The 15,819-nt window shown below is 70.9% G+C and carries 10 protein-coding genes and 1 rRNA gene; 8 read left to right on the plus strand and 3 right to left on the minus strand.

From position 1 onward, the window contains the following. A 5S ribosomal RNA gene (gene rrf / locus ACZ6S4_RS44480) occupies nucleotides 1-84 on the plus strand; the annotation flags it as partial. A 668-nt stretch (nucleotides 85-752) separates the two neighbouring features. Here rrf and ACZ6S4_RS44485 read toward each other — a convergent pair. Beyond that, complete coding sequence (locus ACZ6S4_RS44485; protein WP_465480679.1) at nucleotides 753-1,376, minus strand: hypothetical protein; 624 nt, start codon at nucleotides 1,374-1,376, stop codon at nucleotides 753-755. 161 nt (nucleotides 1,377-1,537) lie between these two features. Here ACZ6S4_RS44485 and ACZ6S4_RS44490 point away from each other — a divergent pair, with 161 nt between their 5' ends. From ACZ6S4_RS44490 to ACZ6S4_RS44500, 3 genes are read left to right on the plus strand one after another with little or no spacing between them, the layout of a single operon-like run. Beyond that, entirely contained in the window at nucleotides 1,538-4,177 is a 2,640-nt protein-coding gene (locus ACZ6S4_RS44490; protein WP_465480680.1) for a valine--tRNA ligase, read from the plus strand. After that, on the plus strand, nucleotides 4,174-5,499 hold the full coding sequence (locus ACZ6S4_RS44495; protein WP_465480681.1) for a bifunctional folylpolyglutamate synthase/dihydrofolate synthase: 1,326 nt from the start codon (nucleotides 4,174-4,176) through the stop codon (nucleotides 5,497-5,499). The genes ACZ6S4_RS44490 and ACZ6S4_RS44495 overlap by 4 nt, the downstream gene beginning before the upstream one ends. A 29-nt stretch (nucleotides 5,500-5,528) precedes the next feature. After that, on the plus strand, nucleotides 5,529-5,915 hold the full coding sequence (locus tag ACZ6S4_RS44500) for a DUF4233 domain-containing protein (RefSeq protein ID WP_465480687.1): 387 nt from the start codon (nucleotides 5,529-5,531) through the stop codon (nucleotides 5,913-5,915). A gap of 71 nt (nucleotides 5,916-5,986) precedes the next feature. Here the strand turns inward: ACZ6S4_RS44500 and ACZ6S4_RS44505 are convergent, their stop codons facing one another. Further along, nucleotides 5,987-9,031 (minus strand): VOC family protein, encoded by a 3,045-nt coding sequence (locus ACZ6S4_RS44505; protein ID WP_465480682.1) that lies wholly within the window; start codon nucleotides 9,029-9,031, stop codon nucleotides 5,987-5,989. A 158-nt stretch (nucleotides 9,032-9,189) separates the two neighbouring features. Between ACZ6S4_RS44505 and ndk the strand changes: the two genes are divergently transcribed. Beyond that, nucleotides 9,190-9,606, plus strand: a complete 417-nt coding sequence (gene ndk / locus ACZ6S4_RS44510; RefSeq protein WP_360825083.1) for a nucleoside-diphosphate kinase — start codon at nucleotides 9,190-9,192, stop codon at nucleotides 9,604-9,606. 6 nt (nucleotides 9,607-9,612) lie between these two features. Here ndk and ACZ6S4_RS44515 read toward each other — a convergent pair whose 3' ends face one another. Continuing rightward, nucleotides 9,613-10,053 (minus strand): carboxymuconolactone decarboxylase family protein, encoded by a 441-nt coding sequence (locus ACZ6S4_RS44515; protein ID WP_465480683.1) that lies wholly within the window; start codon nucleotides 10,051-10,053, stop codon nucleotides 9,613-9,615. A gap of 61 nt (nucleotides 10,054-10,114) precedes the next feature. Here ACZ6S4_RS44515 and ACZ6S4_RS44520 point away from each other — a divergent pair, with 61 nt between their 5' ends. From ACZ6S4_RS44520 to ileS, 3 genes are all read left to right on the plus strand, one after another. Further along, on the plus strand, nucleotides 10,115-10,780 hold the full coding sequence (locus ACZ6S4_RS44520; RefSeq protein ID WP_465480684.1) for an SMI1/KNR4 family protein: 666 nt from the start codon (nucleotides 10,115-10,117) through the stop codon (nucleotides 10,778-10,780). Between the two features lie 62 nt (nucleotides 10,781-10,842). Next, the gene (locus ACZ6S4_RS44525; protein WP_465480685.1) at nucleotides 10,843-12,378 is read left to right on the plus strand and encodes an alkaline phosphatase D family protein; all 1,536 of its coding nucleotides are present in this window, start codon (nucleotides 10,843-10,845) and stop codon (nucleotides 12,376-12,378) included. Between the two features lie 218 nt (nucleotides 12,379-12,596). Further along, nucleotides 12,597-15,713 (plus strand): isoleucine--tRNA ligase, encoded by a 3,117-nt coding sequence (gene ileS / locus ACZ6S4_RS44530; protein ID WP_465480686.1) that lies wholly within the window; start codon nucleotides 12,597-12,599, stop codon nucleotides 15,711-15,713. Nucleotides 15,714-15,819 lie beyond the last annotated feature (106 nt).

The raw sequence follows: 15,819 nt of genomic DNA on the forward strand, positions 1-15,819 counted from the left end.
CTCATTCCGAACCCGGAAGCTAAGCCCTCCAGCGCCGATGGTACTGCACTCGGGAGGGTGTGGGAGAGTAGGACGCCGCCGGACTTAACGTTGGGAAAGGCCCACACCAGTGATGGTGTGGGCCTTTTTCATCCTTGTATGGAGCCTGTCCCCGACCGGGGGTGGGCTCTTCGGCGTTTCTGAAGCTTTTCGGCCGGTGCCCGGTCAGGCCGTGGTTGGTGGGGGCTCGGACGCTGTTTGCCGGTCAGGGTTGGGGCGATTGCCGGTCAAGGTGGGGGCGATACAGCGGCGGTGCCGGCCGTCGTGCGGGCGAGGCCCGGTGCCGAAGTCACCCGGCGACGTCATCCGGGCCGACGTCACCCGGGCGACGTCAGCCGGGCCGGGGTCACCCGCCGACGTCACCCAGGCGACGTCACCCGGGCCGGGGTCACCCGGCTGGACCACGGCTCGGCCAGCGTCGCAGCCGAGAGCGGACTCAGGCCGGTAAGCAGAGGAGGCCGCGGGGCAAGACGCCGGCGCGGACCGAGGCCGCGGAGCGAGACGCCGGCGCCGACCGAGGCCGCGGACCAAGGTCGGTGGGGAGACGCCGGCGCCAACCGAGGCCGCGGAGCGAGACGCCGGCGCCGACCGAGGCCGCGGATTGGCCTCGGCCCGGATGGGCCCCAAGAGCGTGACCTGAACAGAGCCGATCATCGCTAAGCCTGCTCGGCGGCCATCACCGCCCGCTGCAGACGAGCAATTGAGAGCCGCGCCTAGTTGCGCGTTTGGGCGGCGGCCCGGATCTCGCCGAGCAGCTTCGCTGAGTCGTCGACCGTACGGCCCGGGAACATCGCCAGGGCCAGGCTGCCGTGGTCGGCCCAGCCGCATACCGGCATGTCTGCCCCGTCCGCCTTCGTCGTCCCGCACTTCATCGTGCCGCCGAGTGGGCCGGCCGGCACGTCGTGCAGCCCGGTCACCGAACCCTGCTCATCGGAGACCAGATCAAATGCCGTCACCAGATCGTCCTCCGGGGTCCAGAACAGCGTCGTGCCGCCGAAGAAGAGGACATCGTTGGCCGAGCCGTCCGTGTATACCGCTCCCACTGCCCGGTCAAAGGCCACATCTGCTGACAAGGCCGTCTGGAGGTAATCCGCTGTGCTGCGGCCCTCGTCACTGCTGTCGACGGTCAGCCCTGCGACCTTTGCCGGGACAGTCAGACTCGCGTCCTTCTGCGAGGCGATGCGCCAGCCCACGTACCCAAGGACGGATGCACCCGCCAGGCTGACCGCCAGCAGTGAGCTCAGGATGATGGTCTTGGTCCTTGACCTGGGCGCTCGCTCTTCCTTTTCCTCACCGGTGGACTCGGTGAGCGGGAACGGGTCAGCGGCGATCTCCACCGGTGATGCCTCAGGTGGTGGAGCGGAGCCAGGGCGTTCGGACATCGTGCGAGCCTAACAACTCGTCGATCCCGCGCCGGGCGTTGTCCACAGACCCACCCTTGTCCACAGGGAGGCGGTGCGATCGCAGGCTTCCCGGACGGGCTCCGTAGACTTGTCGGGTGAGCGAAGCAACCGACACCCGTACCCCCGACAGCCGGCCCACCGGTGGCCTTTCCGCCCAGTACCAGCCGGGCGAGGTAGAGCAGCGGCGGTACGAGCAGTGGGTATCGGCCGGCTACTTCACGGCGGACCCGGCTAGTGACAAGCCGCCCTTCTCCATCGTCATCCCGCCGCCCAACGTGACCGGCTCCATGCACGTCGGCCACGCCCTCGAGCACACCATCATGGACACCCTCAGCCGCTTCAAGCGGATGCAGGGTTTCGAGGTGCTCTGGCTGCCCGGCATGGACCACGCCGGCATCGCCACCCAGAACGTCGTCGAGCGGCAGCTCGCCGCCCAACAGATCTCGCGCCACGACCTCGGCCGGGAGGCCTTCGTCGAGAAGGTCTGGCAGTGGAAGGCCGAGTCCGGTGGCGCGATCACCGGGCAGATGCGCCGGCTCGGCGACTCCGTCGACTGGAGCCGCGAGCGGTTCACCATGGACGAGGGCCTCTCCAAGGCCGTGCAGACCATCTTCAAACAGCTGTACGACGACGGCCTCATCTACCGTGCCGAGCGCATCATCAACTGGTGCCCGCGCTGTCTCACCGCTCTCAGCGACATTGAGGTCGAGCACACCGATGACGACGGTGAGCTCGTCTCCATCCGCTACGGCGACGGTGACAACGCGATCGTTGTCGCCACGACCCGGGCCGAGACGATGCTCGGTGACACCGCGGTGGCTGTCCACCCTGATGACGAGCGCTACAAGCACCTGATTGGCACCGAGGTCGAGCTTCCGCTCACCGGGCGACGCATCCCGATCGTGGCCGACGAGCACGTCGACCCCGCTTTCGGTACGGGCGCCGTCAAGGTCACGCCGGCGCACGACCCGAACGACTTCGAGATCGGCCGGCGGCACGACCTGCCGAGCATGACGATCATGGATGAGCGTGCCGTCGTCACCGTACCGGGGCCGTTTGAGGGTCTTGATCGGTATGAGGCGCGGCCCGCGATCGTCGCTGCCCTGCGTGAGCAGGGGCGCATCGTTGCCGAGAAGCGGCCCTACCAGCACTCCGTCGGTCACTGCTCGCGGTGCAAGACAACCGTGGAGCCGCGGCTGTCGTTGCAGTGGTTCGTCAACACCGGGCCGCTGGCGAAGGCGGCCGGCGACGCCGTCCGGGACGGCCGGGTCACCATCGAGCCGCCGGAGCTGGCGAAGCGGTACTTCGCGTGGGTCGACAACATGCACGACTGGTGCATCTCGCGCCAGCTGTGGTGGGGGCACCGCATCCCGGTCTGGTACGGCCCGGCCGGCGAGGTCGTCTGCGTCGGACCGGACGAGCAGCCGCCGACCGGCGAGGGCTGGCGCCAGGACGAGGACGTGCTCGACACGTGGTTCTCGTCCGGGCTGTGGCCGTTCTCCACGATGGGCTGGCCCGAGCAGACCGAGACGCTGGCGAAGTTCTACCCGACCAGCGTGCTGGTCACCGGCTACGACATCCTCTTCTTCTGGGTCGCCCGGATGATGATGTTCGGCCTGTACGCGATGGACGGCGTGCAGCCGTTCGACGTGGTGGCCCTGCACGGGCTGGTCCGCGACGCGCACGGCAAGAAGATGTCGAAGTCGTTCGGCAACGCTGTCGACCCGCTGGACTGGATCGACCGGTACGGCGCCGACGCCACCCGCTTCACGCTGGCCCGCGGTGCCAACCCCGGCTCCGACGTGCCGATCAGCGAGGAGTGGTGCCAGGGGTCGCGCAACTTCTGCAACAAGCTGTGGAACGCGACGCGCTTCGCGCTGATGAACGGGGCCACGGTCGAGGGCGAACTGCCGGCGTCGGTGGAGCTGTCGAGCGTCGACAAGTGGATCCTGTCGCGGCTGCAGCACGTCATCGCTGAGGTTGACGAGCAGCTCGCGACGTACGAGTTCGCCAAGGCCTGCGACACGCTCTACCACTTCGCGTGGGACGACGTCTGCGACTGGTACGTGGAGCTCAGCAAGCCGGTGCTGGCCACCGACGGCGTCGAGGCTGCGCGCTCCCGCCGAGTGCTCGGGCACGTTCTTGACCAGCTGTTGCGTCTGTTGCACCCGGTGATTCCGTTCGTCACCGAGGAGCTGTGGACGGTGCTGACCGGCGCCGAGTCCGTCGTCGTCGCCGCTTGGCCGGTTGCCGACCAGGCTCGGGTTGACGATGTGGCCGAGGAGGAGCTGGCCGCATTGCAGAAGGTCGTCACCGAGGTTCGGCGTTTCCGGTCCGACCAGGGCCTGCGTCCGGGTCAGCGGGTCAGCGCCGCGCTCACCGGCCTGGGCAACGTCGGGATCGACGTGCACGAGCCGCTGATCCGCGCGCTTGCCCGCCTCGACGCCCCAGCACCCGAGTTCTCGGCCACGGCGACCCTGGCGGTCACCGGTGGCATCACCGTCGACCTCGACACCCGGGGCACTATCGACGTCGCTGCCGAGCGGGCCCGTCTCGACAAGGATCGCGCCGCCGCCGAGAAGGAAGCGGCGCAGTGCCGGGCCAAGCTCGACAACGACGCGTTCGTCGGCAAGGCGCCCGAACAGGTCGTCGCGAAGATCAAGGATCGGCTCGCCACGGCTGAAGCCGACCTCGCGAGAATTGCGGCGGCCCTGAAAGCGTTGCCCTCAGCATGAGCACATACCAAGAGGTGGTCGCCGCGCTCGACGGGCGCGGCTTCACCCGCATGGCCTTCGACATGCAGAAGATCCGTGACCTGATGGACGTGCTCGGCAGTCCGCAGCGGGCGTACCCGTCGATCCACCTCACCGGGACCAACGGCAAGACGTCCACGGCCCGGATGATCGACGGCCTGCTGCGTGCGCACGGGCTGCACACCGGTCGCTACACGAGCCCGCACCTGGAGACGGTCCGGGAGCGGATCAGCCTCGACGGCGAGCCGGTCTCCGAGGAGCGGCTGGCCGCCGTTTATGACGAGGTGGCCCCGCTGGCCCAGTTGATCGACGAGCGGTCCGCTGAGCCGCTCACCTACTTCGACATGACCACTGCGCTGGCGTACGCGACGTTCGCCGACGCGCCCGTGGACATCGCCGTGGTCGAGGTCGGCCTCGGCGGCGAGGAGGACGCGACCAACGTTCTCGAGGCCGGCGTCTGTGTCATCACGCCGATCGGGCTTGACCACACCGAGTGGCTCGGCGACACGATCGAGGACATCGCCTGGGCCAAGGCGGGCATCATCCACAAGGACGCCACCGTCATCAGCGCGCTGCAGACCGAGGACGCGATGCGGCCGCTGCTCGAACGCTCGGCGCAGGTCGGTGCGACCGTCGCACGCGAGGGCAGCGAGTTCGGCGTCATCCGGCGGGACCAGGCGGTCGGCGGTCAGGTGCTGACGCTGCAGGGGCTCGGCGGCGTGTACGACGAGATCTTCCTTCCACTCTTCGGTGCGCACCAGGCGCAGAACGCGGTCCTCGCGCTCGCCGCGGTCGAGGCGTTCCTCGGCGCGGGCGCGGCCAAGCAGCTCGACGTCGACCTGGTCCGGGAAGGCTTCGGCGGGGTCGACTCGCCCGGCCGGCTCGAACCGGTACGCAGCGCGCCCACGATCCTGCTCGACGGTGCGCACAATCCGCACGGCATGGCGGCGACCGTGACCGCGCTCGAGGAAGAGTTCGCGTTCCGTCACCTCGTCGCTGTGGTCGGGGTGCTCGGCGACAAGGACGTGGCCGGTCTGCTCGAGCTGCTGGAGCCGGTCGCGGCCCGGCTCGTCGTGACGCAGAACAGCTCACCGCGGGCGATGCCGGTTGACGAGCTCGCCCAGATCGCGGAAGAGATCTTCGGCGAGGACCGGGTGACGATCACGCGGAACATGCCCGACGCCATCGAGGAAGCGGTTGTGCTCGCCGAATCGGATACCGACGGTGAGCACAGCGGCGTCGCGGTGCTGATCACCGGGTCGATCGTCACCGTCGCCGACGCACGGAAGCTCCTGAAGAAGTGACCACTCCGCCGCCGGAGCCGGCCTCGCCCGTGCCGTTGCCCGAGGAGGCGCCGGCCGGGGTCGAGGGCGACGAGCCGCGGCGGTCCGGGCTGCGCAATCCCGAGGCGGCGGTACGGGGGCTGGGGGCGGGCACGCTCGCTCTGGAAGCGATCGTCCTGCTGCTGGCGATCCAGCCGATCCGGATCATGGGCGGGGATCTCAGCGGCTGGGGCATCGGGGTGGTGGTGGCCCTGGCGGTGGTCGCGGCCCTGGTGGCTGGGAGCATGCGGCGTCGCTGGGCCTGGCACGCGGGTACGGGGTTACAGGTGCTGCTGCTGGCGTCCGGGCTGCTGCACTGGTCACTTGCGGCGCTGGGGTTGATCTTCGGGTTGACCTGGGCTTACGCGACGTCGGTACGGCACAAGATTCTGGGCTAGCCGGCGGGCAGTCGGGGCCGGGTCTGTGGGTCCACCCGCGGCTGTGGGCGGGTGGACCGGCGACGGCTTGGTCAGCGGATGGCGCGCCACTGGGTGATGGCGATGTTGTGCTGGTCGGGGTCGTGGAAGGAGGCTGCCCAGAGTTCGAGCTTGTCGCCTCGGTTCACCGGGCGGGGGCCGTGGACGAACTTCACGCCCTTGGCCTTCAGCTCCTCGTAGACCGCCTCGACGTCGCCTACCTCCAGGTTGAGGTAGATCAGGCGGCCGGCCACGCCGGACAGGTCGGGGACCGTGCGGAGGACCAGCCTCGTGTCGCCGGAGGCGAGCACTGCGCTGCCTGAGCCGCTGTCGATTTCGTAGAAGCCCAGCATCTGGCGGTAGAACGTCACTGAGCGGGCCAGGTTGGTGACCAGCACCGTGATACCTACGCCGTGGATGGCGCCTGCCGGGCCGGGGCGGGCGCTCGGGTAGGCGGTGATCAGGTCGTCGGCGCGTTCATCGGGTTCGAAGCCGCCTTCGAGGTCGGCCCAGGGCCTTCCTCGCTTGCCTCCCGCGGAGGTGGGAGTCGGAGGCTTCGGCTGGGTGGCGGCGGGGGCGGGGTTTTCCTGGGTGGGTTCGCCGCCTGTGGCCGCGGCGGCGTAGACGGTTCCGGGGCGGATCGGGGTGGGTTCCGGTCGGGGTCGGGTGTCCTCCGGGTTGCCGGTGCCGGAGCCTCCGCCCGGGCCGAAGGCGGTGGGGGAGGCGTAGACCTGTCCGGGAGGTCCCGAGGGTGCCGGCCTGGGATGAGTGGCGGAGACAGCTCCGGCTGCGGTGGCCGCCGCGGCCGATGCCGTGCCGGAATCGGCTGCCGACGCAGCTGGGCCAGGTGCGGCGCCGGAATCGGCTGCCGACGCAGCTGGGCGAGATGCGGGGCCGGAATCAGCTGCGGCACCGGTGCCGGATGGAGCACCGGGACCAGGCGCGGCGCCGTGGTCAGATGCCGGGCCGGGGCCAGATGCGGCGCCGGACTCGGACGCGGAGCCGGACTCGGCCTGAGCGGCGCGGTCAGGGGCCGGGGTGGGGCTCGGTGCGGGAGCTGAACGGGCTGCGGAGACTGCGCCGAGGCCGGTGCCGGAGGATGATTCCGCTTCCGGAGTGCGGTCAACGGCAGGCGAGTCGGTGTTTCGAGGAGCAGCCGACGCTTCGGCAGCCGGCTCATCCGCGGACCGGCCGGAGTAGGCAGCTGTGCCGGCGGCGGATGGGCTGGATGAGGTGGCTGGGCGGGGAGCGGCAGCGGGCTCAGCGGGAGGGCCGACCGGCGCAGCCGGGTCCAGATCATTCGGCGGCGGCTGGGTGGCCGACACCGAGCCGGTAGCGGCGACCGGGTCGGCTGGACCAGGTGGCTCCGGACGCCGGGACGCCGTGCGCGGAGCGTCGGGGGAAGGGCGAGCTTCTTCCTGCTTCTTGCCGCGGAACGCGTTGCCCAAGGCCGCGAACCCCGCAGCCACCACCGCCCCCGCGGCCGCCGCCAGGCCGGTCGTCTGCGCCGCGCTTCGTGGTTCGCCGCCGCTCCGTGGGCGGTCGTCCGCAGCTGACGGTGCTTCGTCTGCCGGACGCGGCCGGGGCTTCGGGCGAGGCTCCGCAGCTTGAGACGGTTCCTCGGCGACCAGCGGCGGTTCCGCAGCTTGAGACGGTTCCTCGGCGACCAGCGGCGGTTCCGCAACTTGAGACGGTTCCTCGGCGACCAGCGGCGGTTCCGCAGCTGGAGGCGGTTTCTCGGCGACCAGCGGGGGTGCGGTCTCGCTCTGGGACTCCGGCTGCCGGGCGCGGACCTCCCACGGCGGTGGTTCCAGATCCCCGAGAAGGTCGTCCTCCGCGTCCAGGACGCGGCCCGCGCGGTCACCCGACGGAGAAGAGGCAGCAGGGTCGGCCGCCGGCGGGGCGATGATGTCCGCGTCCACCGCCGCCCGCGCCGCGCGGGTCTGCTGTTCCGGGGGTGGTTCCGGGTCACCGTCCAGGGGTAGGTCGATCTCCGGGTCCTGCTCCGGGGTGCGCTGGGCCGGCACCGACTGGGCCGGCACCGGCTGCGCCGGGTCCTCATCCACCAAGTCCGAAGCCACCGGGTCTGAAGCCACCGGGTCTGAAGCCACCGGGTCTGAAGCCACCGGGTCTGAAGCCACTGGTTCTGAAGCCGCTGAGCCTGAATGCACTGAGTCCGAGGGCGGCCGAGAGGATGCCGTGGGGGCTCGGTCCGGTGCTGCTTCTGTCGGCTCTGTGCCCGTACCGTCGTCTTCCGGGTCCATGGTTGCTGTCGCGTGCGGTCTTGGTCTCGGGCGGGGTTTTTCCGCCGGGCGCGGCGGCGCGGCCGTCGCCGTGCGGGCGCGTTGCGGCAGCGGCGTCGTGTAGTCGTAGTCCGGCTCCACCAGCTGGCCCTCGACGATCGGGCCGCCGGGGGCGTCGCGGACGATCACCGGCGGCGGTGGTTCGTCCACCAGGCCTGCCTGCGGGGGCGGCGGTGGCGGGCCGTCCAGGTCGCCCAGGCGCGGGGACGGCGGCGGCGGGGGTGGCGGCTCGTCCGGGCCGCGGCCCCACTGCCGGTCCCGGGTCGCCCACGGCGGCGGTTCCGGTTCGCCGCCCAGCAGGTCGTCGTCCGGCAGGTCTTCCTCGTAGTACGTCGGGGGGACGTTCTGGGTGCCCAGGTCGTAGGTCTCGGCTTCGTCCCATTGGATGCGGACGCGGCGCATGTCGTCCACGTCCACCGTCACCGGCAGGGTGTCGCCCACCCGCGGCCATTTGGCCACCGGGACGCGGGGGTCGCGGACCGTCACCTCCGATGTCGGCAGGCCCGGCGCCACGATCACGATCTGCAGCTCCGCGCGGCCGTAGATCGCCGTTGCCGGCGGCTCCGAGATGGCCTTGACCTGCGCTGATCCCGCCACCCAGGCGCGGGCGCCGCGGCGGACCACGTTGACCATGCCCAGTGCGATGGCCAGGATCAGCATCGCCAGCCCCAGCGCGACGATCGCCCAGCTCGACATGCCGAGGCCGAACAGCATCACGAAGACCGCGATCGTGCCGACGACGGCCGCCACGAGTTTGCGGGCCGGAGCGATCGGCCGGCCGTTCTGGTTCGCCACAGTGGACCTCCCGGGTGTACCCGTCAGGTTACGTAGCCGCGACCGCCCGTGGAAAGTGCGCTACCGGGCGGTTGCCGCTCGCGCCCGATCCGGTACCGATAGGCTGACCTCCCGACCGGCGTGTCGGCTTGCCACGTCCTACCCAGGAGGAACTTCCGGTGTCCACTGCCACCGAGCGCACGCTCGTGCTCGTCAAGCCCGATGCGCTGCGGCGCGGCCTGCTCGGGGAGATCCTGAGCCGGTTCGAGCGCAAGGGCCTCACGATCGACGCGCTGGTCGTGCGGACCATGGACGCTGAGCTGGCCGACCAGCACTACGCCGAGCACGTGGACAAGGCGTTCTACCCGCCGCTCAAGGAGTTCATGACCAGCGGGCCGCTCGCCGCGCTGGTGCTCTCCGGCGACGAGGTCATCGCGGTCGTCCGGGCCCTGGTCGGCGCCACCGACGGTCGCAAGGCCGCCGCGGGCACGATCCGCGGCGACCTGTCGCTGTCCAACCGGGAGAACCTGGTCCACGCCTCCGATTCCCCCGACAGTGCGAAGCGTGAGCTCGCACTGTGGTTCCCGGAGCTCTGAGCAGCCTCAGACCTCCAGCGGCGGTTCGTTCTGGATCGCGATCGACAGGCGGTTCCACACGTTGATCGTGGCGATGGCCATCAGCAGATCGGCCAGCTCCTCCTCGGTGAACTCCTTGGCGGCCGGCGCCCAGACCTCGTCCGGGACGCCGTGCTCGCCGAGGCGGGTCACCGCGTCGGTCAGCGCCAGCGCGGCCCGCTCCCGCTCGCTGAAGAACGGGGCGTCGTGCCAGGCCGCGACGGCGAACAGGCGCCGGCTCGACTCGCCGGCGGCCAGCGCGTCGCGGCTGTGCATGTCGGTGCAGAACGAGCAGCCGTTCACCATCGAGGCGCGCAGCTTGATCAGCTCGTACAGGGTGGGGTCGACGCGGTCGCGGCAGTACTGCTCCATGCCGTAGACGGCCCGGTAAGCGGCCGGTGCGACTTTGTCGATCGCCAAGCGGGGCATGAATCCTCCTGTGGTCGTGGTGTACACCGTCAGGACGAGACAGCGACGAAGGACGTGACAGATGACCGACGCCTGGGCTGACATCCGCCAACGGCTCGCCGTGCTGGCCGCCGACCCCGCTGGCGACAGAGTGTTCGGGCGCCACGGCCACCACTGGGTGCTGGAACCGCCGCTGAGCCCGGTCGAGCTGGCCGAGCTCGAGGCCCAACTGGGCGTGGAGCTGCCGGGTGAGTACCGGTCGTTTCTCGTGACGGCGGGCCGGGGTGGGGCGGGGCCGGGCTACGGGCTGTTCCCGCCGCGGCGGGTCGACGGCAGCTGGCAGTGGGAGGGTGACGGCGCGGACCTGACCGTGCGGGAGACCCTGGCGCAGCCGTTCCCGCACACCGAGGCGTTCAATCCCGCGGACGGCCTGCCTGACCAGCCGGACGAGGCCGACTTCGATTCCGAGGAGGCCTGGAACGAGGCCGAGGACGACTACTGGGAGCGCCACGACGCGGTCGTCTACGCCCCCGAGCACTCGGTCGGCCTGCTCTACCTGTGCCACCTCGGTTGTGCGCTGCGGGAGGTGCTGGTGGTCAGCGGCCCGGCCCGTGGCCAGATGTGGGCGGACGACACCGCTGAGGACGGCGGCTTCCGGCCGCTGCTCGACGACGACGGCAAGCCGCTCGGCTTCGGCCGCTGGTACCGCCGCTGGCTGGACGCGGCCGGGGCGCAGCCGGCCGCCTGATCTTCGGCCGCCGTCCATCTCGGTCCCGCCCGGGCTTCACCTGGCCCCGAGAGCCTGCCGGTATGACCTCCATCGATCGACGTAGCCTGCTGCGGGCCGGGGTGGCCGGCGGCGTACTCGGTGTCCTGCCCGCCGGGCCGGTCTTCGCCGGCTGGTCGGCGCAGCGTCCGGTGCTCACCCACGGAGTGCAGACCGGCGACGCCACCGCCGACACCGCGGTCGTCTGGGCCCGGGCCGACCGGCCCAGCCGGATGTGGGTCGAGATCAGCCGGCGCCCGGATCTGCGGGGAGCGCGCCGCGTGCGCGGCCCGGTGCTCACCCCGGACACCGATTTCACCGGCAAGGTGCACCTGCGCGGCCTGCCGGCGGGGGAGAAGCTGCACTACCGGGTACGGGCGGAGAGCCTCGACCGCGCCGGCCTGCTCAGTGAGCCCCTCGACGGCTCGTTCAGCACCGCGCCGGTACGCCGGCAGGACATCTCGTTCGTCTGGACCGGTGACGTGGTCGGGCAGGGCTGGGGCATCGACCCGGCGTACGGTGGCCTGGCCCTGTTCGAGTCGATGCGCCGCCGCCGGCCCGACTTCCTGCTGCACAGCGGTGACACCGTCTACGCCGACGGTCCGCTCGTGCCCGCCGTGACGCTGCCGGACGGCCGGGTCTGGCGCAACCTGGTCACGCCGGAGAAGTCCAAGGTCGCCGAGACCCTGGGCGAGTACCGCGGCCAGTACGCGTACAACCTGCTGGACGACGCGTACAAGGCGTTCGCCGCGGAGGTTCCGCAGGTGAACCAGTGGGACGACCATGAGGTGGTCAACAACTGGTACCCGGGGGAGATCCTCGACGACGCCCGGTACACCGAGAAGCGGGTCGACGTGCTCGCGGCGCGGGCGCACCGGGCGTACCACGAGTGGGTGCCGACCCCGCAGCGCTCCGGGCCGATCCACCGCAAGATCTCGTACGGGCCGCTGCTGGACGTGTTCGTGCTGGACATGCGCACGTTCAAGGACGTCAACGACGGCAACACGTACGCGGATCCGTACCGTGGCCTGCTCGGGGCCGAGCAGCGTGAGTGGCTGATCCGCGGCCTGCGCACGTCGCGGGCCACCTGGAAGGTGATCGCCAACGACCTGCCGCTGGGCGTGGTCGTGCCGGACGGCCCGGCGGCCCAGGAGGGGGTGGCCCAGGGTGACCCGGGCGCGCCGCTGGGTCGTGAGCTGGAGTTCGCCCGGGTGCTGCAGGCGGCGCACCGGGCCGGCGTGACCGGGATCGTGCTGCTCACCGCGGATGTGCACTACACCGCGGCCCATCACTACGACCCGGCCCGGGCCGCGGTGCAGGACTTCACGCCGTTCTGGGAGTTCGTCTCCGGCCCGGCGCACGCGGGCGCGTTCGGGCCCAACGCGCTGGACGGCACGTTCGGCCCGGAGGCGGTCTTCGTGAACGCCCCGCCGGTCGCCAACACGTCGCCGGCCGACGGTTTCCAGCACTTCGGTGAGGTGCGGATCGACGGCCGGACCGGCGCGCTGCGGGTCGACCTGCGGGACCGGGCCGGCGTATCGCTGTGGTCGACCACCCTGCCGAAGCCGCGGAACAAATGACGGCCGGTATCGTTGTGCAGTCAGGCGTTGATCCGGCCATCACCGGGGAGCCTCCGGAAGAACAGACCTCACGGTCCCAGTAGAACCGGGCGGACACCGGCCCGCACCCCAGCCGGCGAACGAGCGGGCGGCCCTGTGGCCGTCAAGCGAGGTGGTACCGCGGGCTCCGGCTCGTCCTCGCAGTCCACGCAAGTGCACTGCTCGAGGAGTGACCACCGATGGCTTATCCCAAGCACACCGACGCCGCCGGCGTACCGGCGAGCCCCGACCTGCCCGCGGTCGAGCGGGCCGTGCTGGAGCACTGGGCCGCCGACAAGACCTTCGAGGCCAGCGTCGACGCGCGCCCGGCCGGGGAGAACGGCAGCAACGAGTACGTCTTCTACGACGGCCCGCCGTTCGCCAACGGGCTGCCGCACTACGGCCACCTGTTCACCGGCTACGTCAAGGACCTGGTCCCGCGCTATCAGACCATGCGCGGCAAGCACGTCGAGCGCCGCTTCGGCTGGGACACCCACGGGCTGCCGGCCGAGGTCGAGGCCGAGAAGCAGCTCGGCATCACCACCAAGGCGCAGATCCTCGAGCTGGGCGTCGACAAGTTCAACGACGCCTGCCGGACCTCCGTGCTGGCCTACACCAAGGACTGGGAGCGTTACGTCACGCGCCAGGCCCGCTGGGTGGACTTCGGCAACGACTACAAGACCCTCGACCCCAGCTACATGGAGTCGGTCATGTGGGCCTTCAAGACCCTGCACGAGAAGGGGCTGATCTACGAGGGCTTCCGGGTGCTGGCGTACTGCTTCCGGTGCGAGACGCCGCTGTCGAACACCGAGACCCGGATGGACGACGTCTACCGGGACCGGACCGACCCGGCGCTGACCGTCACCTTCCAGCTGGAGACCGGCGAGCGGATCGCCGTCTGGACCACCACGCCGTGGACCCTGCCGTCGAACCTCGCGCTGGCCGTCGGCCCGGACATCGAGTACGCGATCCTGGAGAAGGACGGCTCCCGCCTGATCGTCGGCGCGTCCCGGGTGGCCGCCTACGCCAAGGAGCTCGACGGATACGAGCAGGTCGGGACGGTGCTGGGCCGGGAGCTGGCCGGGCGCCGCTACACCCCGATGTTCGACTTCCTGGTCGAGCAGGCCGGCCCGAACGCGTACCAGGTGCTGGCGGCCGACTACGTCAGTGACGAGGACGGCACCGGCGTGGTGCACCAGGCGCCCGCCTTCGGTGAGGACGACCAGAACGTCTGCAACGCCGCCGGCATCCCGACCATCGTGACCGTCGACGACCACACCCGGTTCACCGCGCTCGTGCCCGACTACCAGGGCGTACAGGTCTTCGACGCCAACAAGCCGATCACCGCCGAGCTCAAGTCCCGCGGCGTGGTGCTGCGGCACGAGGGGTACACGCACTCGTACCCGCACTGCTGGCGCTGTGACACCCCGCTGGTCTACAAGGCCGTGTCGTCGTGGTTCGTGGCCGTGACCAAGTTCCGGGACCGGATGGTCGAGCTCAACCAGGAGATCACCTGGACGCCGGCGCACATCAAGGACGGCTCGTTCGGCAAGTGGCTGGCCAACGCCCGGGACTGGTCGATCAGCCGGAACCGGTTCTGGGGCTCGCCCATCCCGGTGTGGAAGTCCGACGACCCGACCTACCCGCGGGTCGACGTCTACGGCTCGCTGGCGCAGCTCAGCGCGGACTTCGGCGTCGAGGTCACCGACCTGCACCGGCCGTACGTGGACGAGCTGACCCGGCCCAACCCGGACGACCCGACCGGGCGGTCCACCATGCGCCGGGTGCCCGAGGTGCTGGACTGCTGGTTCGAGTCCGGTTCGATGCCGTTCGCGCAGGTGCACTACCCGTTCGAGAACAAGGAGTGGTTCGAGCACCACTACCCGGGCGACTTCATCGTCGAGTACATCGGCCAGACCCGCGGCTGGTTCTACACCATGCACGTGCTGGCCACGGCCCTGTTCGACCGGCCGGCGTTCCGCAACTGCCTGAGCCACGGCATCCTGCAGGGCGCCGACGGCCGCAAGATGTCCAAGAGCCTGCGCAACTACCCGGACGTCTACGAGGTGTTCGACTCGTACGGCTCGGACGCGATGCGCTGGATGCTCATGTCGTCGCCGGTGCTGCGCGGCGGTGACATGCCGGTGACCGAGACCGCGATCCGGGACTCGGTGCGCCAGGTGCTGCTGCCGGCCTGGAACGTCTGGTACTTCTTCAGCCTGTACGCCAACGCCGCCGGTCACGAGGCCCGGTTCCGTACCGACTCGACGCACCTGCTGGACCGCTACATCCTGGCCAAGACCAGCGAACTCGTCACGGACACCACCCGCCAGCTCGACGAGTACGACATCTCGGGCGCGGCCGCGTCGGTGCGGTCGTACCTGGACGCGCTGACCAACTGGTACGTGCGCCGCTCCCGGGACCGCTTCTGGGCCGGCGACGCGGACGCGTTCGACACCCTCGCCACGGTGCTGGAGACCCTGTGCCGGGTGGTGGCGCCGCTCGCGCCGCTGACCGCCGAGGAGATCTGGCGTGGCCTGACCGGCGAGCGGTCGGTGCACCTGACCGACTGGCCGACGGTCGAGGCGTTCCCCGCCGACCCCGAGCTGGTGGCCTCCATGGACGCGATCCGGGAGGCGGCCTCGGCTGCGTTGTCACTGCGCAAGGCCAAGGCGCTCCGGGTCCGTCTGCCACTGGCCAAGCTCACGGTGGCCAGCCCCGACGCCGACGCGCTGCGGCCGTTCGCGGAGCTGCTCGCCGACGAGGTCAACGTCAAGGAGGTGCAGCTCAGTGCCGATCTTGCCGCGTACTCCCAGCAGGTGTTGACCGTGGTCCCGCGGGCCCTGGGCCCGCGCCTGGGCAAGCAGGTCCAGGTCGTCATCAAGGCCGTCAAGGCCGGCGACTGGCAGCTCGTCGACGGCGCGCCCGTCGCCGCCGGCGTCACCCTGCAGGAGGGCGAGTACGAGCTGAAGCTCATCGCCGCCGACGCGGAGAACTCGGCGCCGCTGCCGGCCGGCCGGGGTGTGGTGCTGCTCGACACCGAGGTCACGCCCGAGCTGGCGGCCGAGGGCCTGGCCCGCGACCTGATCCGGGTCGTGCAGCAGGCCCGCCGCGAAGCCGACCTCGACGTGTCCGACCGGATCGCCCTGCGGATCGCAGCGTCGCCCGTGGTCGCCGCGGCCGTCGACGTCCATCGGGACTTCGTCGCCGCCGAGACGCTGGCGACCGCGCTGACCCTCGACGAGGCCGCGACCGGCTTCAGCGGTGAGGTCGGCGACGGCGAAACGGTAACGGTGTCGGTCACCCGCACGGTGTGAGTCCTGCCTCCCGGGGGGGGGGGGGGGGGGGGGGGGGGGGGGGGGGGGGGGGGGGGGGGGGGGGGGGGGGGGGGGGGGGGGGGGGGGGGGGGGGGGGGGGGGGGGG

This window comes from Actinoplanes sp. NPDC051405 (assembly GCF_055586185.1).